The 21,052-nt window shown below is 66.5% G+C and carries 24 protein-coding genes; 17 read left to right on the top strand and 7 right to left on the bottom strand.

Annotated features, from left to right (window positions below; translation table 11 throughout):
- Positions 1 to 14 precede the first annotated feature (14 nt).
- Together ACLQ2Q_RS20825 and ACLQ2Q_RS20820 are read right to left on the bottom strand one after the other, a co-directional pair.
- A complete protein-coding gene (locus ACLQ2Q_RS20825; protein ID WP_425823523.1) occupies positions 15 to 716 on the bottom strand; it encodes a GntR family transcriptional regulator in 702 nt (233 codons plus the stop codon).
- 9 nt (positions 717 to 725) lie between these two features.
- Positions 726 to 962, bottom strand: a complete 237-nt coding sequence (locus tag ACLQ2Q_RS20820; RefSeq protein ID WP_425823521.1) for a hypothetical protein — start codon at positions 960 to 962, stop codon at positions 726 to 728.
- A 425-nt stretch (positions 963 to 1,387) separates the two neighbouring features.
- On the opposite strand from ACLQ2Q_RS20820, the gene ACLQ2Q_RS20815 reads away from it, so the two are divergent.
- The 4 genes from ACLQ2Q_RS20815 (at position 1,388) to ACLQ2Q_RS20800 (ending at position 4,458) form a co-directional block, all read left to right on the top strand.
- A complete protein-coding gene (locus tag ACLQ2Q_RS20815; protein ID WP_425823519.1) occupies positions 1,388 to 2,317 on the top strand; it encodes a DUF5996 family protein in 930 nt (309 codons plus the stop codon).
- Between the two features lie 94 nt (positions 2,318 to 2,411).
- Complete coding sequence (locus ACLQ2Q_RS20810) at positions 2,412 to 3,077, top strand: MerR family transcriptional regulator (protein WP_425823517.1); 666 nt, start codon at positions 2,412 to 2,414, stop codon at positions 3,075 to 3,077.
- On the top strand, positions 3,074 to 4,051 hold the full coding sequence (locus tag ACLQ2Q_RS20805; protein ID WP_425823515.1) for a hypothetical protein: 978 nt from the start codon (positions 3,074 to 3,076) through the stop codon (positions 4,049 to 4,051). The genes ACLQ2Q_RS20810 and ACLQ2Q_RS20805 overlap by 4 nt, the downstream gene beginning before the upstream one ends.
- Positions 4,048 to 4,458 carry a DUF2834 domain-containing protein gene (locus tag ACLQ2Q_RS20800; protein ID WP_425823513.1) on the top strand — a complete coding sequence of 137 codons (411 nt, stop codon included), beginning with the start codon at positions 4,048 to 4,050 and terminating at the stop codon, positions 4,456 to 4,458. Before ACLQ2Q_RS20805 ends, ACLQ2Q_RS20800 begins: the two co-directional genes overlap by 4 nt.
- Positions 4,459 to 4,526: 68 nt before the next feature.
- Here ACLQ2Q_RS20800 and ACLQ2Q_RS20795 read toward each other — a convergent pair whose 3' ends face one another.
- A complete protein-coding gene (locus tag ACLQ2Q_RS20795; RefSeq protein WP_425823511.1) occupies positions 4,527 to 5,060 on the bottom strand; it encodes a TetR/AcrR family transcriptional regulator in 534 nt (177 codons plus the stop codon).
- Between the two features lie 140 nt (positions 5,061 to 5,200).
- On the opposite strand from ACLQ2Q_RS20795, the gene ACLQ2Q_RS20790 reads away from it, so the two are divergent.
- The 13 genes from ACLQ2Q_RS20790 to ACLQ2Q_RS20730 all read left to right on the top strand — a co-directional run bounded on the left by ACLQ2Q_RS20790 (position 5,201) and on the right by ACLQ2Q_RS20730 (position 17,849).
- The gene (locus ACLQ2Q_RS20790; protein WP_425823509.1) at positions 5,201 to 6,415 is read left to right on the top strand and encodes a CaiB/BaiF CoA transferase family protein; all 1,215 of its coding nucleotides are present in this window, start codon (positions 5,201 to 5,203) and stop codon (positions 6,413 to 6,415) included.
- Positions 6,412 to 7,206 (top strand): enoyl-CoA hydratase/isomerase family protein, encoded by a 795-nt coding sequence (locus ACLQ2Q_RS20785; protein ID WP_425823507.1) that lies wholly within the window; start codon positions 6,412 to 6,414, stop codon positions 7,204 to 7,206. The genes ACLQ2Q_RS20790 and ACLQ2Q_RS20785 overlap by 4 nt, the downstream gene beginning before the upstream one ends.
- Positions 7,207 to 7,208: 2 nt before the next feature.
- Positions 7,209 to 8,279 (top strand): glycoside hydrolase family 88 protein, encoded by a 1,071-nt coding sequence (locus ACLQ2Q_RS20780; RefSeq protein ID WP_425823505.1) that lies wholly within the window; start codon positions 7,209 to 7,211, stop codon positions 8,277 to 8,279.
- Positions 8,276 to 9,022: an SDR family NAD(P)-dependent oxidoreductase gene (locus tag ACLQ2Q_RS20775; RefSeq protein WP_425823503.1), complete on the top strand. Its 747-nt coding sequence runs from the start codon at positions 8,276 to 8,278 to the stop codon at positions 9,020 to 9,022. The genes ACLQ2Q_RS20780 and ACLQ2Q_RS20775 overlap by 4 nt, the downstream gene beginning before the upstream one ends.
- A 3-nt stretch (positions 9,023 to 9,025) precedes the next feature.
- Complete coding sequence (locus tag ACLQ2Q_RS20770) at positions 9,026 to 9,850, top strand: hypothetical protein (RefSeq protein ID WP_425823501.1); 825 nt, start codon at positions 9,026 to 9,028, stop codon at positions 9,848 to 9,850.
- Positions 9,847 to 10,548 (top strand): FadR/GntR family transcriptional regulator, encoded by a 702-nt coding sequence (locus ACLQ2Q_RS20765; RefSeq protein ID WP_425823499.1) that lies wholly within the window; start codon positions 9,847 to 9,849, stop codon positions 10,546 to 10,548. The genes ACLQ2Q_RS20770 and ACLQ2Q_RS20765 overlap by 4 nt, the downstream gene beginning before the upstream one ends.
- Positions 10,549 to 10,690: 142 nt before the next feature.
- Entirely contained in the window at positions 10,691 to 11,596 is a 906-nt protein-coding gene (locus ACLQ2Q_RS20760; protein WP_425823497.1) for a carbohydrate ABC transporter permease, read from the top strand.
- A gap of 1 nt (position 11,597) precedes the next feature.
- Complete coding sequence (locus tag ACLQ2Q_RS20755; RefSeq protein WP_425823495.1) at positions 11,598 to 12,485, top strand: carbohydrate ABC transporter permease; 888 nt, start codon at positions 11,598 to 11,600, stop codon at positions 12,483 to 12,485.
- A gap of 88 nt (positions 12,486 to 12,573) precedes the next feature.
- Positions 12,574 to 13,917, top strand: coding sequence for an ABC transporter substrate-binding protein (locus tag ACLQ2Q_RS20750; protein ID WP_425823493.1), 1,344 nt, complete (start codon positions 12,574 to 12,576; stop codon positions 13,915 to 13,917).
- A 54-nt stretch (positions 13,918 to 13,971) separates the two neighbouring features.
- The gene (locus tag ACLQ2Q_RS20745; protein WP_425823491.1) at positions 13,972 to 15,180 is read left to right on the top strand and encodes a Gfo/Idh/MocA family protein; all 1,209 of its coding nucleotides are present in this window, start codon (positions 13,972 to 13,974) and stop codon (positions 15,178 to 15,180) included.
- Positions 15,177 to 15,680, top strand: a complete 504-nt coding sequence (locus ACLQ2Q_RS20740) for a carbohydrate kinase family protein (RefSeq protein ID WP_425823489.1) — start codon at positions 15,177 to 15,179, stop codon at positions 15,678 to 15,680. Before ACLQ2Q_RS20745 ends, ACLQ2Q_RS20740 begins: the two co-directional genes overlap by 4 nt.
- A gap of 9 nt (positions 15,681 to 15,689) precedes the next feature.
- The gene (locus tag ACLQ2Q_RS20735; protein WP_425823487.1) at positions 15,690 to 16,808 is read left to right on the top strand and encodes a M24 family metallopeptidase; all 1,119 of its coding nucleotides are present in this window, start codon (positions 15,690 to 15,692) and stop codon (positions 16,806 to 16,808) included.
- Positions 16,809 to 17,225: 417 nt separating this feature from the next.
- A complete protein-coding gene (locus ACLQ2Q_RS20730; protein ID WP_425823485.1) occupies positions 17,226 to 17,849 on the top strand; it encodes a hypothetical protein in 624 nt (207 codons plus the stop codon).
- A 405-nt stretch (positions 17,850 to 18,254) separates the two neighbouring features.
- On the opposite strand, the gene ACLQ2Q_RS20725 is transcribed toward ACLQ2Q_RS20730, so the two are convergent.
- The 4 genes from ACLQ2Q_RS20725 to ACLQ2Q_RS20710 form a co-directional block, all read right to left on the bottom strand.
- A complete protein-coding gene (locus ACLQ2Q_RS20725; protein ID WP_425823483.1) occupies positions 18,255 to 18,494 on the bottom strand; it encodes a hypothetical protein in 240 nt (79 codons plus the stop codon).
- A gap of 480 nt (positions 18,495 to 18,974) precedes the next feature.
- On the bottom strand, positions 18,975 to 19,373 hold the full coding sequence (locus tag ACLQ2Q_RS20720) for a hypothetical protein (protein ID WP_425823481.1): 399 nt from the start codon (positions 19,371 to 19,373) through the stop codon (positions 18,975 to 18,977).
- Positions 19,370 to 20,020: a hypothetical protein gene (locus ACLQ2Q_RS20715; RefSeq protein WP_425823479.1), complete on the bottom strand. Its 651-nt coding sequence runs from the start codon at positions 20,018 to 20,020 to the stop codon at positions 19,370 to 19,372. The genes ACLQ2Q_RS20720 and ACLQ2Q_RS20715 overlap by 4 nt, the downstream gene beginning before the upstream one ends.
- Positions 20,017 to 20,511, bottom strand: a complete 495-nt coding sequence (locus ACLQ2Q_RS20710; protein WP_425823477.1) for a hypothetical protein — start codon at positions 20,509 to 20,511, stop codon at positions 20,017 to 20,019. The genes ACLQ2Q_RS20715 and ACLQ2Q_RS20710 overlap by 4 nt, the downstream gene beginning before the upstream one ends.
- Positions 20,512 to 21,052: the final 541 nt, after the last annotated feature.

Genomic DNA, 21,052 nt, shown 5'->3' with positions numbered 1-21,052 from the left:
ACGACCTCGCACCTTCATGAGATGTCGGCCATCTCCCCGAGGGCACGGTGGCGTACACCGGTGAGATGGGCGTGCATCCCCTCCGAGGCAGCCTTCGCGTCCCCGCGCACGATCGCGGAGCGGATCGCCGCATGCTCGGCGATGGTCGCGTCGGCATCCGTCACACCGCGCCCCGAGAAGAGCCGGAATCGCTGGAACTGCCCGCCGAGAGCCTCGTACGCCTGTGCGATGAATCGGTTCCCAGTGCCGGCGATGACGGCGAGATGAAACGCCCGGTCGGCGTCGTAGTACTCTCGGACGTCGTCGAAACGCCCCCCGCGCGGCGCGGTCTCCAGGGCCTCTTGGGCGCTGGTCAGGAGAGCTTCGATCCCCGATTCCGCCGTGCGCGCTGCTGCGGCCGCAGCCGCTCCCGGCTCGATCAGCAGGCGGGCGTCCATCAGGTCGCCCAGTTCGCCCGCGGTGAGGGCGGGCGCCACACTGTAGCCGCGCAACGCGAACCGCCGCACCAGTCCCGTCGCCTCCAACCGGGCCAGCGCCTCGCGTACCGGACTCGATGACACCCCGAAATCTCGCGCGAGACCGTCGATGCTCAGGGGCTGCTCCGCATCGATGTGGCCGTCGACGATCAGCTGCAGCAGCTGGTCGTGCACGTCGTCCGCGATCAGACGAGGCGTGATCCTGACCGGGCTCGCGCCGCGTTTGGGGTCGGTCGGCATTGCGTCATCCTACGCGGCGGCGCCACTCCCGCTCCCGCGCCGCCGTGCCCCCGGGATACAGCATCCGTAGTCCAGGTCGCCCCACGCATACGGCAGCAATGTGTTCCGGTCCGCGTCGGTCAGGCGCCGCAGCGCTTTGGCCAGCCGTCGAGTCAGTCGCTCGGCGTCGATGCGAGCGCCCGCCTGATCGATGAGGTCCGGCGCCACCTTGGCCGCGACATCCGCGGGCATTCGCTTCCGAGCCACCCACGTTGCATGACGGTCGTACAAGGTCGCGAAAAGAATCGGCTCTTCTCTCGCCGCTCGATCAACTCGTTATCGGGGCTCACATCCGTGTTGCTCGATTCGCTCGGTTGAGTTCACACCGATCCTCCGACCCCTATCGCGCGGAAGCCCCGTGAGCGTCAGCCCTCCACGGCGGGGGCGATGATTCCGCTCACGAATTGCTTGCCAGGTTCCTCACCCGTCCGCTCGCGCTCCGCCGGCCCACTGGCCAAGGAGGTCGGACGCCGGGGCATCACCGTAAACACGGTACTGCGGGGCCTCACCGACACCGACAGCGAGCCCTGCGGCCCCTCGCCTCGACGAGCCATGACACTCTGGGGCAGCCGGATAGCTGCGCCTGTTCGCCATCGAACGAGGGTTCCGCTCCGATCATCTGGAGGTTCGCCGTGCTGAACGAAGTATCGCTGTCCTACTCGTCGTGGAAGGAGACGCGAGAGACGCTCCACCGCTACCTGCAGCTCGTGGGAAAGCTGCGCCTGGCGCTCAGTCCGCGCAGGAATCACTGGTGGAACGTGCCGTTCCACCTCACGGGGACCGGGTTGACCACCAGACCCATGGGCCGCGAACCGATCTTCGCGGTGGACTTCGACTTCCTGGATCACCGGCTGATCGTGACCGCCGATGACGGTGGCCGGGCGTCATTCTCCCTCGCGGACCGAAGTGTCGCGGAGTTCCAGCGGGGACTGGAGCAGGCGCTCTCGGCGGTCGGCGTGGACCCGGCGCCGATCGGCGCTGTGCGGCCTTTCGCTCTCCCCGACAGCGAGCGGCCCTTCTCCGACGACACCGATCATGCGGACTACGACCGTGATGCTGTGACGACGTATTGGAGAATGCTCGCCGAAGTGAACATGGTGCTCGAGGAGTTCAGCGGGCGTTTCTCCGGCAAGTCGAGCCCGGTCCACCACTTCTGGCACTCCATGGACATCGCCATGACGCGATACTCCGACGCGACCGTTCAGCACGACGAGAACGCGGACGCCGTAACCCGTGAAGCGTACTCGCGACACGTCATCAGCTTCGGATTCTGGTTCGGTGACGAGAGCTACCCCGAGCCGGCGTTCTACTCATACATCTCCCCGGAGCCCGAGGGCTTAGCGGCCTCACCCCTCCCGGGCGGGGCCCAGTGGCTCCCCCGTGGATCCTCGCACCTGGCCACTCTGTCGTTGGGCGCCGCCCAGACGTCGGGCGACGTCGCCGCGACGGCCCTCGAGTTCTTCGAAGCGGCCTACCAGAACGGTGCCGCCGCAGCCGGATGGGATATCGAACGCTACGCCTCGCCGAATGGCGTGACGGACCCGGGAAGAGGAGCGGGGTGACACCACCATCAATATAGATATTGGTTCTATCGGATAGTTTAGGTATCTGATACGGTGTGGCCATGACTTGGGCATCACCGCCGCGGAGCACCTCGTGAAGATTTCGCAGCTCAGCGACGCCACGGGCATCCCGCTCGCCACCATCAAGATGTACCTTCGCGAGGGCCTGCTTCCGCAGGGCGAGAAGTCGAGTCCGAACCAGGCCGACTACGGCGACGAGCACCTTCGCCGGCTGAAGCTGGTGCACGGTCTGCTCCGCGTCGGCGGGCTCAGTGTGGCCGCGGCGCGCGAGGTGGTCGCCGCGGTGGAGTCCGACCGCTTCCTGGTGGACATCTTCGGAGTCGCCCAGCGCGCGGCGAGCTCGTCCGTGGATGCCGACAACGTCACCCCGGAAGCGATCGCCGTGGTGCAGACGATCACCGCGGGATGGCACACCGACCCACGCGGCCCGGGTCAGATGCTCGCCGCTGCGTCGATCGCGGCCTTCGAGGCCTCGGGCCAGCGCAACGCCGTGCGTTGGTACGAGCGCTACGCGGAGGCCGCGAGGCTCATCGCCGAAGCCGACCTCGATCTCCTCGACACGCGCCAGACGCGCGCCGAGAAGGCCGAGACGGTCGTTCTCGGGACCGTGCTGGGCGACACTCTGCTGGCCGGACTGCGTCGTTCGGCTCAAGAAGACCTTTCCTCCTCCCGGTACATCTCACCGTCGGGCGAAGACCAACCATCGCCCGATCCATCAGCCAAGGAGACCCACTCGTGACCGCCACGCTCGATTCCCCGTCTCGAACCCTGCTCACGCCGCCCCAACCGGTACGATGGCACCGCCCGCTGCTCGCCCTTGCGGCGCTGATGGCGCTCGTCTCAGCGTTCGCCCTGGTAGCCCGATTCATCGATCCGGTGGAGGTGACGGGGCTGAATCAGTGGGACAAGCCGTTGAAGTTCTCGCTGTCGATCGTCCTCTACGCCGTGACGTGGTCGTGGCTCATCGGGCAGCTGCAGCGCTTCCGTCGCGTCGCATGGGTCGCCGGCACGGTGATCGTGATCAGCTTGATCGTCGAGATGATCGTGATCGTCGGTGCCGCCGCAGTGGGCACGACAAGTCACTTCAACGTTTCCACGCCGCTGAACGCCTTCGCTTGGACAGTGATGGCCGCCGCCATCAGCGTGCTGTGGCTCGCGACCTTCGTCGCAGCGCTCCTGCTGTTCTTCAGCCGGCTCGGTGACTCGGCTCGCACCGTCGCAATCCGCACGGGAGCCGTCCTGTCCCTGGTGGGTCTCGGGCTCGGGTACCTGATGACCGGTCCGACGTCGGCGCAGCTGGCCGACCCCCAGGGCGTCGTCGGCGCGCACACCGTCGGGCTACCCGATGGCGGAGCGGGCCTGCCCATCCTCGGCTGGAGCACCGTCGGGGGCGATCTGCGGATTCCTCACTTCGTCGGAATGCACGCCCTGCAGGCGATTCCCCTGGTCCTGATCGCCCTGGAGCTGCTCTCCCGCCGGGTGACCGTGCTTCGCGACGTCCGGGTGCGGACGGGGCTGGTGTGGGTCGCGGCGGCGGCGTACGCCGGCTTCATGGCTCTGGTGACCTGGCAGGCGACGCGCGGCGAGTCCATCGTGGCACCGGGCGCCGAGACCCTCGCTGCGGGGCTCGCCCTGCTGGCGACGGCATTCTTGGCCGCCGCGGTGGTCGTGCTGGCCGGTCGGAACCGTCTCGCAGCGGAGGCGCGTCGATGAGCGCGGCGGCGGTCGGTGCCCCGGACACACGCCCCTCGCGCGGACGCCGGATCGCACGGATCCTGCTCGCCGTGCTCTACTTCAGCGCGGCCGCCATCGGCGCGATCGGCACCTGGTCGTACAACCTGGCGTTCGTTCCGACTGACGAGGTGCCGTCCTACCTGGACGGGTGGTTCGTCAACGCGGCATCCACCTCGCTCGCCGTCGACGTCATCGTGGTCGCGCTGGTCGCCTGCATCTTCTTCGTGGTCGAGGCCGTCCGGTTGAGACGGACCTGGCTGATCGTGGTCGCCGCCCTGCTCATACCGCTGTCGTTCGCGGTCGCGATCGCGTTCACCTTCCCGCTGTTCCTCGGGCTCCGCGAAGTCGTGCTGCTCAGTCGGGATCCTCGCTCGGCGCGAGGGTGAGCGAACCCCGTCGGGGCGATACGTCTTGGGCGCGCCCGTCGCGCTGTTGATCGGGGGCGTGCTCGTGGTCACGCAGGGCCCGTGCTGCCCGCGGCCCAGCGCCTGAACGATGCGGTGAGCGACTCAGTGTCGGCGCGTGTGGGCACTTCCAGCCCCGTCGCGGCGTTGAGCATCAGACCGTCTCCGACGAGACGGATCACGTGGGCGAGCGCGGGGTCGCTGAGCTCGGCAGCGAGGTAGCCTTCCCACCTCTTGGTCGCTTCGATGGCGGCGTCCATCACCGTGAGGCCGTGCTCCCCGAGCGCGCGGTGAGCCACCGCCATGGACCGGAACAAGGCGATGTCCTCGCCTTCGGGCACCGACACGGCCAGCCACGTTTCCACCGCGTTCCCGGCGGCCGCGGCGTCTCGCATCGCCTGGTCGATCTCGGTGAGGGCTTCCATGGCCAGTCCGTCCAGCAGGGCGACGCGTGTAGGGAAGTGATGCATGAGGCCGCCCTTCGAGACCTCTGCTGCCGCAGCCACCGTGTTCAGGGAAGGGACGACCCCGAGTTCGAGCGTGAGGCGCTTCGTTTCGCGGAGGATGCGGTCCCGTATCTCCATGCCTGACACTAACGCCTGATGACGGAGGGTGCCGATGCGCGGCGTTGCGACCCGGACAGTGCTGACCTTGACGCGCGAGATTTGCGGTTTATACTTTAATCATATTTACGCGACAGCTCGTCGTCAGGAAAGTAGGTCGGATGATGGATGCACTTGCAGGTCTGCGAGTACTGGATGCGACGCAGATGCTCGCGGGTCCCATGGCGGGAATGCGCCTCGGCGATCTCGGCGCTGACGTGATCAAGATCGAACCGCCCGCCTCGGGGGAGTTCAACCGCACGCATGGTTATGCCGGGGTCAATCTCAACGGGCACATGACGACGTTCCTGGCGCTGAACCGCAACAAGCGCTCGCTCGCGCTGGACCTCAAGAGCGCCGACGGCAAGGAGCTGTTCTACGACCTCGTGCGCGAGTCCGACGTGCTCATCCAGAACTTCCGCGTCGGGACCGTGGATCGCCTCGGCATCGACTATGACACACTGCACGCCATCAACCCCCAGCTCATCTACTGCTCCATCTCCGGCTACGGGGCCGATGGCCCGGGCGCCGGCCGGCCGGGCCAGGACCTCGTGATGCAGGGGTACTCCGCGTCGATGTGGTTCGTCGGGAGCGCGGAGGACCCGCCGCAGCCGGGCGGCATTCCCGCCATCGACGCCATGACCGGGCACCAGGCCGTCATCGGCATCCTGGCTGCCCTCGCCGCCCGCGGCAGGACCGGTGAAGGCCAGCACGTCGAGGTCGACATGCTGTCGGTCGTCCTCGACGCGCAGATTCAAGAGCTGGTGACCTATCTCAACACCGGTCTCAAGCCACAGCGTGGCGCCGAGCCGAGCGCGCACGCGTGGATCCCTGCCCCGTACGGGGTGCACCGGACGAGCGACGGCTGGCTCACCATGGCGATGTGCCCCATCGACGTGCTCGGCCACGCGATCGGCAGTGAGCGACTGATCGGCATGTCGTACGAGGAGGGCCTGGAGCACGCGGATGAGATCTACCGCATCCTCCGACCCATCCTGACGACGCGCACCACCCAGGAGTGGATCGAGCACTTCGACGTCTTCAACATCTGGACAGGACCGGTGTACGACTACAGCGACCTCGAGACGGACGCGCAGGTGACCGCTCGCGGTCTCATCACCGAGGTGGTCCACCCCGAGGCAGGGACCATCCGCACCATCAAGTCGCCGATCAGGCTCTCGGGCGAGACCGACTCGGTCGACTCGCCCCCGCCCCTGCTGGGCGAGCACAGCCAGGAGATCCTGACCGACATCCTGGGCTACTCCCCAGAGCGCACTCAGAAGCTCGTGGATGACGGGGTCGTCCGTTCCGCCTCGGTGCCTGCGGTGACCGCATGAGCGACGGGCAGCCGGGCATCCTGTACGACGCCGTGGACGGCGTGGCGACGATCACGTTGAACAAGCCGGAGAAGCTGAACGCCATGTCGGTGGCCATGGACAGAGAACTCAACCGTCTCGTGTTCGAGATCAACAGCGACGACGCCGTCCGGGTGGTCATCCTGACCGGTGCGGGGGAGCGTGCGTTCTGCGCCGGGAGCGATCTGAAGGACCTCGAGGGCTACGGGACCAGCTGGCAGTACCGCAACCGGTTCGACCGCAACCTGGACTACGCGATCGGCATCTTTAAGATCCGCAAGCCCGTGATCGCCGCGATCCACGGGTACTGCATCGGCGGCGGGCTCGAGATGGCGTGTGCGTCCGACCTGCGCCTTGCGACCACGGCATCCACCTTCTCGGCGGGAGAGATCAACTGGGGATGGCATGGCGGATCGGGGGCGACGCAGTTCCTCACGCGGATCGTCGGGCCAGGGTTCGCGAGCGAGCTTCTTCTCACCGGTGATCGATTCGACGCCGCCCATGCGGACCGGATCGGTCTGCTCAACCATCTCTATGACGACAGGGAAGGGATGCTGGCAGCCGCCCGGTCTCTCGCGCAGAGGATCGCCGGTCACTCGCCGATCCCTGTCGAAGCGGTCAAGAAGCTGGTGCGGGTGGCGCAGTCGAGCTCGGTCGAGGTGGGTCTGGCGTACGAGAACGATCTCTTCAGCTACGAGATGCGCAGCAACGATGCGGCTGAGGGCCGCGCTGCCTTCGCAGAGAAGCGCGCCCCCCGCTTCACGGGAGATTGAGGATGACGGAACGTCTTCGCACCGCGGCCGACGCCCTGCTGACGCTGCCTTTCGAAGCGTGGCATTTCGGGGACTCCATCGCATTCGAGGCCATGGTGGCCGCATCAGAGGCGCTCGGTGATGCGAGGTACCGCGACTTCGCCCATGGGTTCTCCCGCGGGTGGGCCGCTGCGCGTCCGGAATTCCGGCCCCTCGACTGCACCGCGGCCGGTGCTGCCATGTGCCGGATCGTCGAGGAGACCGGCGATGATCTGCTTCGGCGTCACCTGGTGGCGCTCGGGGTCTACCTGACGGAGCGCCCCACGATCGACGGCGTGTATCAGACCTGGACTCGGTCCCCTCTGCGTGACAGCTATGGGCCCGTCCCGCTCGCGGACTGGGAGCGGGAGCTGCTGGCAGACCCGGGTCCGGGGGTGTTCGTGGACTGCCTCCACTTCGACCCTCCCTTCTTCGCGGGGCTCTCCCGGATGACCGGAGACTCGCGCTGGCTCGACGAAGCCGTCGCGCAGGCGCGGGGATACATCCGACTGCTTCAGGATGCCGAGAGCGGCCTCTTCCACCACTTCGTCCTCGAGCGCACCGGCCCCGCCCACATCCTGGGCTGGGCGCGGGGGCAGGGGTGGGCCCTGCTCGGACTGCTCGAAGTGATCGAGGACCTGCCCGACGGCGATGACCGGAGCGAGCTGGCCGCGAGCGCCCGCCGTCTGATCCAGGCCATGGTCCGGGCGCAGCGGCCGGACGGTCACTGGGATGCCGTGGCGCAGCGGCGCGAAGGCGGGGTGGAGACGTCTACCGCGGCCTTCATGGTCGCAGGATTCGCCCGCGCGGTCCGCCTCGACGTGATCCCGGCCGAGGAGGTCGGCGAGGCTCTGGAACGCTCGTTCGCTGCCACGGTGTCGAGCATGGGTGCCGACGGTACCTTGGAGGGAGTATCCGCCGCTGTCTGGGCGAGCACATCCATCGGCCACTACGATCACGTACCGCGTGGATTCACGGTCCCCTGGGGCCAGGGCCCGGCCGTCCTCGCCGTGATCGAGCATGCTCAGTGGTCGCAGGAAGGTGCCCGCGCGTGAGATTCACCGGCAAGACCGCCATCGTCACCGGGGCGGCGAGCGGGATCGGCGCCGCCACCGCCGCTCGCTTCGTGAGCGAGGGCGCGCGGGTGGTCCTGGTCGACATCGACCGCGACGGCGGGCAGTCCCGCGCCGCCGCGCTGAACGCGGCATCCACCGGAAGCGCCCTCTTCCTGGCGGGCGACGTCGCCGACCCGCTGACATGGGAGGAAGCGCGGGAGCTGGCCCACGGCAGCTTCGGGCCCGTCGACATCGTGCACTCGAACGCATACCGGCATATCGAGGGAGAACCGCGCGATCTGTCGGGCCAAGACTGGAGTCACGTCCTGGACGTCAACGTCGGAAGCCTCTATCTCGCCGCGCGCACCTTCGCCGACGACCTGACCGCGCAGCGGGGCGCCCTGATCGCGACCTCGAGCGTTCATGCGATGTTCGGGCTGCCCGGGTACAGCGCCTATGCGGCGTCCAAGGGCGCGATCACGGCGCTCTGCCGTCAACTCGCCGTCCAGTACGCGCCCCGCGTGCGAGTGAACTGCGTGCTGCCCGGCCCGGTCGCCACAGCAGCCTTCGATCCGGACGAGGATCTCAGCCGCGCGGCGGGCGCGACTGTGCTCGGCCGCATGGGCACTCCGGATGAGATCGCCGCGGTGGTCGCCTTCCTCGCCTCCGACGACGCATCGTTCATCACCGGCGCCAGCGTGGTCGCGGACGGCGGATGGTCCATCACCAAGGACTCGCTCTAGTCCGTGGCCGCGATGCAGATCGACATCCGCAACGGCGCTCGGCTCACCAGCCTCACCGATGCATCCGGTTTCGAATGGCTCTGGAGCCGGCCGGATGCGCGGCGGCAGAACCCCGGCGAGGCGTTCGTCGACGCCGGAGGAGCCGAGGAGTGCTTTCCGACGATCGCGGGCGACCCCGACCACGGAGCGGTGTGGCGGCGGGAATGGGAACTCGAAGGCGCCACGGGACTGAGATGCCGGCTGCCCGATGCCACCATCACGAGGCACATCTCACGAGAGGGAGACACGCACACCCTCCACTACGAGGTGACGGCTGAGCCGGGATACCGATTCGTCTGGGCACTGCACGCCCTCGTCGTGGCGCCGACAGAGCTTCGGCTTCTCGTGCCGGGGGGCTGGCCGACGGTCCATTGGCCGCGGGGGTTCCAGAATCCGGAGCGCCGGCAGGACTGGCCGCTCGTTCATGGGACAGACATATCGGATGTGTCGGTCAACGACGGCACCGCGGCGTTCTTCCTGCTTCCCGGCCTCGATCAGATCGAGCTCCACTACGCCGGCCATTGTCTCGGTCTGCGTCTGGTGGTGGCCGGGCAACCACACGGCTTCGGCTTCTGGCGCAACCTCGAGGGGTACAGCTGGGACGGCGGTCCGGCGTATCGGTCGATCGGCATCGAGCCGATGCTCGGCGCCAATCCCGACATCGCGGCGGCGCAGCGCGCCCGCTCCGCTGCTGAAGTACCGGCGTCCGGGAGGCTTGAATGGGATCTGCACATCTCCACGTCGCCCGGCGGCTACGATCACCCACCAGATGAAGGCGGAATCCGATGAAGCGTTATCCCGACCGAGGTCTTCATGGCCGTGTCGTCGACGAGTTCGGTTCCCGCATCATCGGCGGCGAGCTGAAGGTCGGCGAGATCCTCGACCCCGAGCAGATCGCCGCCAACTACGAGGTGAGCCGGACGGTCGTCCGTGAGGCGATCAAGGTGCTGGCCGGCAAGGGACTGATCGGGGCCAGGCCGGGGCACGGCACCTTCGTACGGGATCGTGAGAGCTGGAATCTGCTGGACCCGGATGTGCTGCGCTGGCAGTTCAGCCGGGTGACCGATGCGGCGATGCTGCAGAAACTCGAGGAGGTCCGAGCCATGGTGGAGCCGAGCGCGGCGGAGCTGGCCGCGCGGCGGCGTACGCCTGAGGACCTACGGAATCTGTTCGAGGCCCTGGATGCAATGGGAGCGCCCGGCGCCGATATCGCCGTGCACGACGAGCGGTTCCACGTGGGCCTGCTTGCGGCCACGCACAACGAGCTCATCGAACAGCTGAGCCTGCTCATCGGCATCGGCCTGACCGCTCGCGACCAGTTCGTGCACTCCACCTCGATCTCCATCGAGCGATCTCTCCAGATGCACCGCGACGTGGCCGAAGCGGTGCAGGCCTCGGACCCGGAACGCGCTCGGCGCGCGATGCTCACCCTGCTCGCCGCCGCGGCACTCGACGTCCAAGAGGCCGTGGACTCCACAGCCCACTGAAGCCGGTATCCCGGTGAAGAAAGTTGTACTGTGCCACAAAGTTAGTAGTATGATCAGATTATCGAGTGGAGACGCACCAATGACGATGCAAACGACAACGCGTGCCATAGCCGCTCCGCTGCGGAAGCCGCGGAAGGTTGCGGTGCCCTCAGCGGAGCAGCAGAGGACGTTCTTCTCTCGTGCGGACAAGACGGCCGTCATCCTGCTTCTGGCGCCGGCGGCCCTCGGGTTCGCCGTGTTCTATCTGGCTCCCTCGGTGCGGTCGATCTACTACAGCCTCACCGATTCGAACCTGCTGAATCCGGGCGGGTTCATCGGCATGGAGAACTACGCGGCGATGTTCACCGACGCCAAGCTGGGCAACTCGATCCTGGTGACGCTGCAGTACGTCGTCATCAACATCGTCGTGCAGACGGTGCTGGCGATGGTGATCGCGGTCGCGCTGGACCGGCTGACCCAGTCGACATGGCTTCGGGCGCTGCTGCTGATCCCCTGGCTGATCCCCGGCGTGACGGTGGGACTGCTGTGGCAGTGGATGCTTGATCCCAGCATCGGGATCGTGAACGAGTTCCTGATGAGCATCGGCATCCCGGCGCAGCCGTTCCTGGACTCCGCGGCGCAGGCGATGCCCACGCTGGCTCTGGTGAACACCTGGCGTTACGTCGGATACGTGGCACTGCTGTTCTTCGCCGGGCTGCAGCTGATCCCGAAGTCGCTGTACGAGGCATCCGCGCTGGATGGTGCTGGGGAGTGGCGGATGTTCCGCTCCATCACCATGCCGCTGCTGCGCCCGATCATCGGATTCGTGCTGATCACCTCGGTGGTGGGCTCACTGCAGGTGTTCGACATCATCCAGGTCACCACGAAGGGCGGCCCGGCCAACGCCACCGAGGCGTTCTACCCGTACATCTTCCAGACCGCGTTCGAGAACTTCGATCTCGGCTACGCGTCGGCGATCGCCGTGTCGTTCATGATCGTCGTCGGATTGCTGACGTACGTCGGGCTGCGGTTCGGGCGCGCCAACGAATCCGAGATCGAGGGACTCTGACATGCGACGCACACGACGCCGGCTCACCCCGGGGCGCCTCTTCGGCATCATCTTCATGACCGTCGCCGCAGCAATCACCGTCCTGCCGCTGATGTGGATGCTCAAGACCGCGTTCTCGTTCAACGCAGACCTGTTCGCCGACCCCGGAGCATGGATCCCCGAGCAGTTCACGTGGCTGAACTTCAAGCGCGTGCTCGGCTTCGCAACCCCCGAGGAAGCGGCCTTGACCGGCGGCGTGGCGAGCATCGACTTCATGCGGTACCTGGGCAACTCGCTGCTGTTCACCTTCGTGACAGTGATCGGCCAGGTGATCTTCTGCACGGCGGCCGGGTACGTGTTCGCACGAGTGCATTTCCGGGGCCGGAATGCGATCTTCGTCGCGTTCCTCGCCGGCATGTTCATCCCCGCGATCCTGGTCACCATCCCCAACTTCGTCCTCATCAAGGACCTCGGCTGGATCAACACCTACGCCGGGCTGATCGCACCGTTCCTGCTCATGTCGCCGTTCGCGATCTTCTTCATGCGGCAGTTCTTCCTCGGGTACCCGGCCCAACTGGAAGAAGCCGCCCGGATGGACGGTCTCGGCGTGTTCGGCACCTTCGCCCGCGTCGTCATCCCCACCAGCATCCCCCCGATGATCACCCTCGCCGTCATCGTCGGCGTCACCCAATGGCAGGAGTTCCTCTGGCCGCTGCTGGTCGCCAAGGCTCCCGACGCGCGCCCACTGACCGTCGCACTCTCGATCTTCAGCGACCAATCACAGGGCAGCCAGATCGACTGGTCCGGGCTGATGGCCGCAAGCACCCTCTCGGTCGTCCCGGTGATCATCGTCCTGCTCCTGATCGGCAAGCGACTCGTCGGCTCCATCCAGCTCAACGGACTGCGCTGACACTGCCCACCCTCCCAACCGCACCATCCGAAAACGCAGTACCCGAACCAGCCACCACAGCAGTACCCATCACACCCAGGAGTCGAAGATGATCCGTAAGTCCACGTCCGTCGCCGTCGCAGCTGCGACGGTCGGCGTCCTCGCCCTCGCGGGCTGCAGCCCCTCCGCCGGCGGCGGCGGTGACGCCGACGGTGTCACCCTGAACTATGCACTCTGGGACACCAGCCAAGTCCCTGCCTACGAGGCCTGTGCCGCCGACTTCGAGAAGGAGTCCGGCGTCAAGGTGAACGTCACCCAGTCCGACTGGGGCAGCTACTGGACCGGACTCTCTACCGATTTCGTCGCGGGCACAGGCCCCGACGTGTTCGCGAACGTCACGAGCAACTACCCCGACTACGCCACTCAGGGCCAGCTGGTCGATCTGACACCGCTGATCGAGGAAGACGACGTCGACCTGGACGCTTTCATTCCCGTCACCCTGCAGAACTGGGAGATGGACGACAAGTACTGGGGCCTCCCGAAGGACATCGACGCCGTGGGACTCGCCTACGACACGGCAGCCGTCGAAGCGGCCGGCATCGACCCGGCCACCCTCAACGACCTCGATTGGAACGCCAGCGACGGAGGCTCCTTCGGGGAGCTCATCAAGGCGCTCGCCGTCGACGCCGACGGGAACACCGGCTTGGATGCCGACTTCGACAAGGGGAACGTGACGCGTTACGGCTTGAGGGCTTCGGACCCCAACAGCGTCACCGGCCACACCGGCTGGGGGAACTTCGCGATCTCCGGTGGCACAGAGCTGCTGTCCCCCAACCCGTTCGGTGAGGAGTGGCACTTCGGCGACGAAGCGGTCATCGACTCGATCGCCTGGTTCCAGCAGATGCAGAACGACGGATACATCCAGCCCGCCTCACTCAACTCCAGCCTCTCGACTGCTGCGCTCTTCGATGCCGGGACGATCGCCCTGGCCGTTGACGGCAGCTGGAACGCCGGCCTCTTCTCGGAGGGCAAGGCCGACATCGCATGGTCGAAGCTTCCGGAAGGGCCGAACGGGCTCCGCAGCTACACGAACAGCCTGGCGGACTCCATCAACGCCAACTCCAAGCACCCAGATGAGGCGTGGGAGTGGGTCAAGTACCTCGGATCGGCGGCTTGCCAGGACAAGGTAGCGACGTTCGGCGTGGTCTTCCCCGCCATTGCCGAGTCCACCGACAAGGCGATCGCCGCGTATGAAGAGAAGGGCGTCGACCTCCAGCCGATCCTGGACACCATCACCGACCCGGACGCGCCGGTTGCGCTGCCGGTCGCGCTCAAGTTCGCCCAGGTCAGCCAGGCGGGCAGCGCCGCGCTGCAGAACATCTTCCTGAACGGCACCGATCCGGCGGACACGCTGACGGCCCTCGACGAAGAAGTCTCGGCCCTCTACAAGTAAACCGTCCCGGCGCTGCCGAGTGACGTCTCATCGCAAAGGAAAGTGAAAGCACGCATGTCGCAGTTCAAGGTTGGAGTGGTCGGACTCGGCCAGTTCGCGCCGGAGTTCATGGATCTGTTCCAGTCGCACCCCCACGTGTCGGAGGTGTACGTCTGCGACGTCGTGGGGGAGCGGGCCGAGCGGGTCCGCAACGACTTCGGCGCCCAGCGTGCGTTCACGGACTTCAACGAGCTGCTCGACTCCGACGTCGACGCCGTCGCCATCTTCACCCAGCGATGGATGCACGGCCAGATGGCGATCGCAGCGCTCAAGCGCGGTAAGCACGTCTACTCGGCAGTGCCGATGGCGATCGAGGTGGCGGAGATCGAAGAGATCCTCCGCCTGGTCCGGGAGACCGGCCTCACCTACATGATGGGCGAGACCAGCTACTACTATCCCGCTGTGGTGTACTGCCGCAACCAGTGGCGGGCAGGGAAGTTCGGCCGGTTCGTCTACGGCGAGGGAGAGTACCTGCACGACATGACGGACGGCTTCTACAAGGCTTTCCAGTTCAGCGGTGGAGAGAACTGGAAGGCCACGGCCAGCTTCCCGCCGATGCTGTACCCCACTCATTCCATCAGCAACGTGCTGGCGGTCACCGGCTCGTACGCCACCTCCGTCTCCTGCCTGGGCTTCGTCGACACCGTCGACGACGGGGTTTTCGACAAGAACGTCTCGCTGTGGCAGAACGACTTCAGCAACGAGACAGCGCTGTTCACCACCGCCGACGGGGGCATCATGCGCATCAACGAGTTCCGCCGCGTGGGCATCGCTCCCTACCGCCCAGAGGTGCGGCTCAGCCTCTACGGCACCGACGCCGCCTTCGAGCAGCAGACCGACGCGGTGGTGTGGCAGACGCACGACGGCTACGAGGACGTCAAAGCCGAAGTGACCGCGGGCCGATCCGACGCTCCCCTGAAGTCGGATCCCCGCTCGCGCACCGGGGTGGATGCCGCGCTCGTCGAGAGCTTCACCAGCGGATTCGCGCCGGTCCACGACACGAGCGTGCTGCCCCGCCAGTATGCCGGGCTGCACAACGGTCACGAGGGCTCCCACCAGTTCCTCGTCAACGACTTCGTCACCGCGGTGGCCCGCCGGGAACTGCCACCGGTCAACGCATGGGTCGCCGCCCGGTACACGGTCCCGGGAATCATCGCGCACGAGTCGGCGAAGCAGGGCGGCGTCCGTCTGCCCATCCCCGACTTCGGCGACGCACCGGCGTGAGCATCCTGGAGGATCTCGCCGCGGCACCCGTGCTCGCGATCATCCGTCACCAGGACTCGACGCATACGGCCGCAGTGCTCACCGTCCTGGCAGGTGCGGGAGTGAGGTTCGCCGAGGTTCTCGCTCAGCAGGCGGACTACGTCTTCGGCAGCCCCGAAGAGCTCGCCCTCGTGGCTGACGAACCGGGGGATCTCTTCGGGCACGGAGTGAGCGAAGTCATCATCAAGAACGGCGCTCATGGCGCAACCCTGTTCACGCCGGACGGCGAGATCCACCGCCCCGCCGTCGCCGCCACCGTGACGGATGCCGTCGGGGCCGGCGACGCATTCGTCGGCGCCTACCTCGCGGGAGTCCTTGGCGGAATGTCCCCCCTCGACAGGCTTTCCCAGGCCACCCGGGTCGGCGCGATCGCCGTCTCGACAGTGGGCGACTGGGAAGGCACCCCCACCGTCGATGATCTGAGCGCATTGACCTCGGCCACCGATAACGTTCTGCGATGAGGACACCCCATGACCAGTGATACCGCCGCACGATTGGGACGGCTCCTCGGCGAGCACGACAGCGGGTGGGCTTTGCTCACAAGTCCCGAGATGGTGGGGTACGTCACCGCGGCACCCGTCGCCATCGAGACCGGTCGCTCGCCATTCGCCGGCGGCCCCGCCACGGCGCTGGTCTCACACGATGGCCGCTGCGTGCTGATCACGACGAACATCGAGTCGCCCGGTACCAGCCTCGCCGACGACATCGTCGACTACGTGGGCTTCAGCGCCGACGGCCCCGAGAACCTCGACCAGAACTACCTGGAAGCCCTCGGCGCAGCCATCGACCTGCTGAGCCCGAGCCCCGGCCCCGCACTCGTGGAGCCCGCTTCCCTTCCCGCACACGTCGATGATCTGCTGCGGCGCCGCAGTATCCCCACGCGAGACGGGACCCAGATCTTTGCGCGCGCACGAATGATCAAAACCCCCCGCGAGCTCACGCTGCTCACAGAGAGCGGTCGACACGCCGCGCTCGGACAGAACACGGCGGTCGATGCCGCCGAGGTCGGCATGACCGAACTCCAGCTCTTCAGCCTGGTCCGCAGCGCGGTCGAGGCTGAAGCAGGCGAACGGGTCGCCATCGCCGGAGATCTCCTCTCCGGCCCTGATCGAACCGCAGGAGTGGGCGGCTGGCCCACCTCGCGGAGAATCGTCGAGAACGATCCGGTGATCTTCGACTTCGCGCCCCGCATCAACGGCTACTGGGCCGACTCCTGCAACACCTTCACCGTCGGTGGGGGCGCCCCGAAAATTCAGAGGCTGCGCCGACTCGTCTTGACGGCGCTGCAGGCGGGCATCGAAACGGCGGTTCCCGGCGCCTCCGTGGCGGACATCGACCGCAGCGTCCGAAAGGTCCTGCGCGAACATGGCTACGACTACCCCCACCACACGGGCCACAGCATCGGGACATCGGTTCACGAACACCCCCGGATCATCCCCGGTGAGCCCGCCAGGCTGGAGCCCGGCATGGTGATCCTTCTCGAGCCCGGCGCGTACGAATCAGGCACCGGCGGCGTTCGCCTGGAGACGATGCTGCACATCACCGACAGTGGGTCGGTCCCGCTCACCGACCACCTCGCCGTCACCTGACGGCGCATCCGCGACAATGCCCCGTCGTACCGCCTTCGGCGGCATGACAGGGCATCGAGGGGATGACGGGAATCGAACCCGCGCTATCAGCTTGGGAAGCTCATCCACGCTACTCCGACATGTCGCTGAAGACGCCAAATTTTCGCGCTGACCAGCGCTTCAACTCTACGCTGGTTGGCGATTGGGTGCATCCGGTTGCGTCGGAGAGCGCCCGGTTGTGGAGGGCAATCATGCACGATGATGCACGCGGCGCGGCGGCAACTGGCGACGTACGCCGGCTGGCTGGAGGGGGGCGCATCGCGGTCAACAGTGGTGGGTAGCCACCGTCGTCACGGCGCCAGTGGTCGGCGACGCCGATCATGCTACGCGCGGCTCACGGCGACCTGCTATGTTGCGGTCTATGCACTGGGGTCGCAATTGAGTAGGGTCGAGTCGCTCTTCAAGGTGGAGTCATTCCGTGGGACGGTTGCGAAGATCGTGGCGTTGCCGGATGACCAGTTCCAAGCCGTCTTCGAGAAGGCGGTACGCGGTTACGACTTGATGATCGCATCCCCGCCGACGGCCAGCGGGACCGAGGTTCTCGAACGCGCCTTGGGGATCCTGTATGAGACCGCAGTCCGAGAGGGTGCAGCCGAGGTCATCGCGGATATCCGTGCTGCGATGCCAGACGCTGAGCCGTCTGCGTTGGCACGCCTTGAGAGGGCACTACAACCTGGTCCTGATGACCTTGCGCGGATTGACGGACTTAGCGAGCGAGACGCGTACCTCCCTATCCTCACGTCCCACATCTTCGCGGTTGATCTCAGGGTGGTTGCACAACCTGAGGATGCTACACATGTGGTGCCGCTTGCGATCGCTCGTCTTCGCTTCGATGATCCTGTGGGAAACGGAAATAGCAGCGTCGTCTTCCAGATCACACCTGGCGATCTGGAAGGCCTGATCGAGTCCCTCACTGAGCTCCGAACCAAGGTGAGCGGGCTCATGACCAACAACTCTCCGATCATCGTTCCGGGGTGGGCGCATGTTGCTGCAGATTCTTAGGTCCGCTACCGCTGAGGCCGTAGAGCAGGACTGGACGCCCGTCATCGCAGCGGCTCTTTCTCTGTTGACCGCGATCGTCGTAGCGTTTGGCCCCCCGCTGATGCGGAAGGTCTTTCCACCGGACCCGACACTGTCCCAGATCGCCCGAAGCGCCACGGATAGGATCGAGAAGAGCTTGGGGAAGGCGCTTCAGATATCGAAGGATGTGAGTATCATTCGGACCATAAGCGAAGAAAATGCTCGTAAGCTAGATCGTCTTACCGAAAAGACCACGGAGTGATCATGGAGATTGTCAGCGCCGTTCTAGTGGTCGCCTGCCTTCTGACGCTTGGAGTCAGTATCACCGTTGTGGTTCGTGGCAGGCGTGATGAGCGTCGGAGTGATGAGGAACTTGTCGCGTCGCTCTCACGCGTGGCGGATCGGGTCGAGCAGCTCTACCAGACTGAGGAGGCGCCGCCCCAAAGAGTGGACACCGCAGATCTGGTGGGTGGCCCGGTGATGATCGGCCACGGGTTGTGGGCCGTACACCTCGAAGGGGATGAGCTTGACGCGCACCGGTTTCAAGCCTCCCTCAAGTACTTTGTAGACCTTGACACGCCAGGCTATTCCGATCAGCCGGAACCGATCCATAGTGTCATCGAACATGCCGCGAAAGTTGGTGTTGTGTCTCAGCGGCTTGTCGATGAGATGCAGTTCTGGGCATCGATCACACCCACGCCGTCTCCCGTCGCTCGCATGGCACGATCCTCAAAGGACGAGTCCAGAACGACGCGGGGACGGACCCGCCGAGTGACTGAAACGCCGCCGAATACTCGACAGATCTCGGTAGCTGTTTAGACCGGACCATACGGGTGGCGGAAGACGCCTTCGGCACGATCCCTGGTGGGGTGACGATCACATCTTTCCCCGCAGTAACGGCAGAGATCGGAGTGTTTACACCTCGAACCCGGTCACACGATCACGGAGCACCGTGCCACACGCCGGGCACCGCCGCTCCAACTCATCCACGCGGTTCACGCGAGGCTTCGCGCTCGCTCCGGGTGCGTGCAGGTCGGAGGCTGAAACCCGGGTATGCAAACGCACCGAGGAGGCTGGATAGCCCGGTTCGCACCCCGCTAGGTACCGCTAGTTGAGGTCTCTCCAACTGCGGCGCTCTCCTGGGTAGTACACGATCGGCCGCCCGGATGCGACCTGGAAGGTCTCAGCGGCACTGCCGGTGGGCCGGCTCGTACCGCGCGAGGTGGCGAGCCCAAGGGATCGGGCTGACTGCTCATCGATCCCCACGGCGAGGGCTCTACGGTAGCGCTCTAGACCGGCGCCGGTGAGCCGTTGCCCAATCCCGCTATGCGCGGTCGCGGTCTCCAGATCTTGCACTCGGGCGTCGAGCGCCGCCTGCTGATCGCTCAATTCCATCGTGCGGATGTTCGCAAGCACGGCGGCGGCGCTAGCCGGTCTGGATGCGGCGGGCCGGCTTCCAATCTCGACGTGCTCGTGCATGATGTAGGGCGCGTAGTTTCCGGTCATGCGAGATCTCCTCCTGTTGCGTTCAGCCATGCGTCCACGAGATCGCCGCGCGGTCTGCCGCTGATCGTGAATCTCTCCCGGTGACGGTGCGCGATCAACTCACCGCACTCGCCGCACACTCGGGCGGCGGGGAGATCGGGGAGCGTGAGAGTACGAGGGGCGGCGTCGAACACTCCGCAGATTCCGCAGGTGTGTTGCTCCCGCAAGCGCGCCTGGGCGGCGCGTGCATCGAGCGCGGCCTGGGCGCGATCGAGCCGGCGGAGGTGCAGCCACTCGGGGTAGCCGGTCCGACCTTCCAGCTTGACCGTCGCGGTCACGGTGAAACGCGCGTTCGCCCCGTTGTGGTCGCTCCGGTAGGACACCGAATCATCCGCGTGCACCATGAGATCACGAGGATCGGTCACGAGGTCTCCCTGGAGTCGCCCGGCGCGCTGGGCTCGGGCGATCGCGGCCTCATGCGGGATACTCACGACGGTAACCGCCCCGTTCCGCCAGTAGTCGGCTTCCGCATTCGGAGGGATCTGGCACGCAGCGTAGTCGGCGCGGATGTGCTCGGGAACGTGGAACGTATCGCCGGGCGGCGCCCAATCCGGATAGGGGTATTCCGCGGGCGGGACGATAAGGTCGGAGATCGTGGCGCTGGTCATGCGATCAGCCTCCCGGGGGCGCCCGGCGGTGTCACGAGCTGAACCCGCATCGGGGGAGGATCCGCCCGAAGAGTCGGAGGATCGGGAACGAAACGGGCCGGATCGCGAGGTGCGGGCGGAGGATCGCGGAGGATCCAGGCGCATCCTCGCGCGGCGATCGCGTGTGCGGCTTGCTCGGGGAGTTGCACGATCAGCGTGGAGCCGAGGAGCACCCCCTGGAGAGCGGCGGGCTCGGGCGCACCGTGCGCGCGCCGCGGCGCTTCCGGCGTCATATCTTGCAGCAGGGCATCGAGCGCGCTCCGCCACCGCCCCATCCGATCATCGAACCGAGCCGACTCCGCGCCGCGGGGAAGCGGGCGGAGGATCGCGGCGAACAACTGCGGGGAGAGTGGTCGCCTCAGCGCATCCTCGCCCCACCGATCGGGGAACACCTCGCGGATCAGCTGAATGATCTCGACGGTGGGCAGGAACGCGCGCCCATCCGGCCACACCGCCGCACAATCGCGAATCAGTTGATCCCGCTGCTCGCCCCTCACGATCGCCCTCGCCAACCCGGCGCCGGGTCGGTTACGGTGTGCGCGTGAGCGAGGTTGAACGGGCCGCGCCGGCCACCGTGGGCGGGCTGCTCCGCCGGGGTGTCTGTCGGAAGGGGCACCCGATTCGCTCCGCCGAGGATGTGCGGGTGGAGCGCCGCCGCTCGGGACCGCATACCGGCGATCCGTTCGAGTTGTGCCGAGAATGCCTCCGGGAGGGCGATCGCCGGCGCCGCCACGGTGAGCGCTCGCCCTCCAGATCCGTGCCGGTGGCGGATCTGCCGGCGGCGATCACCCGGGCGCGCCCGTGCCCACGATGCGACGTGCCTCCGGTGAACCTGTTCTGGTATCCGAGCGTGACCGGGAGGCCGAAGAGGCGCGCCTACTGCGGGGAATGCCAGCGGGTCTACACGCTCGATCAGTGTCGACGGCGCTCGAATTCTGAACGGTTTCGGCGCTTGAAAAGTGAACGATTGCGGGCAGTCTAGCGAGGGCTTTC

Source organism: Microbacterium sp. DT81.1, from assembly GCF_049844955.1.
GTDB lineage: Bacteria > Actinomycetota > Actinomycetes > Actinomycetales > Microbacteriaceae > Microbacterium.
Note: the sequence above shows the minus strand (reverse complement) of the source record. Positions and strands in the feature narration are given on the sequence as shown.

Coding starts and splice junctions, on each gene's coding strand:
- ACLQ2Q_RS20795 (WP_425823511.1), bottom strand. CDS start 5,060: ATGGAGATACGGGACCGCATCCTCCGCGAAACGAAGCGCCTCACGCTC.
- ACLQ2Q_RS20715 (WP_425823479.1), bottom strand. CDS start 20,020: ATGACCAGCGCCACGATCTCCGACCTTATCGTCCCGCCCGCGGAATAC.
- ACLQ2Q_RS20785 (WP_425823507.1), top strand. CDS start 6,412: ATGAGCGACGGGCAGCCGGGCATCCTGTACGACGCCGTGGACGGCGTG.
- ACLQ2Q_RS20780 (WP_425823505.1), top strand. CDS start 7,209: ATGACGGAACGTCTTCGCACCGCGGCCGACGCCCTGCTGACGCTGCCT.
- ACLQ2Q_RS20765 (WP_425823499.1), top strand. CDS start 9,847: ATGAAGCGTTATCCCGACCGAGGTCTTCATGGCCGTGTCGTCGACGAG.
- ACLQ2Q_RS20790 (WP_425823509.1), top strand. CDS start 5,201: ATGATGGATGCACTTGCAGGTCTGCGAGTACTGGATGCGACGCAGATG.
- ACLQ2Q_RS20800 (WP_425823513.1), top strand. CDS start 4,048: ATGAGCGCGGCGGCGGTCGGTGCCCCGGACACACGCCCCTCGCGCGGA.
- ACLQ2Q_RS20725 (WP_425823483.1), bottom strand. CDS start 18,494: ATGTTCGATGACACTATGGATCGGTTCCGGCTGATCGGAATAGCCTGG.
- ACLQ2Q_RS20825 (WP_425823523.1), bottom strand. CDS start 716: ATGCCGACCGACCCCAAACGCGGCGCGAGCCCGGTCAGGATCACGCCT.
- ACLQ2Q_RS20720 (WP_425823481.1), bottom strand. CDS start 19,373: ATGACCGGAAACTACGCGCCCTACATCATGCACGAGCACGTCGAGATT.
- ACLQ2Q_RS20755 (WP_425823495.1), top strand. CDS start 11,598: ATGCGACGCACACGACGCCGGCTCACCCCGGGGCGCCTCTTCGGCATC.
- ACLQ2Q_RS20735 (WP_425823487.1), top strand. CDS start 15,690: ATGACCAGTGATACCGCCGCACGATTGGGACGGCTCCTCGGCGAGCAC.
- ACLQ2Q_RS20745 (WP_425823491.1), top strand. CDS start 13,972: ATGTCGCAGTTCAAGGTTGGAGTGGTCGGACTCGGCCAGTTCGCGCCG.
- ACLQ2Q_RS20750 (WP_425823493.1), top strand. CDS start 12,574: ATGATCCGTAAGTCCACGTCCGTCGCCGTCGCAGCTGCGACGGTCGGC.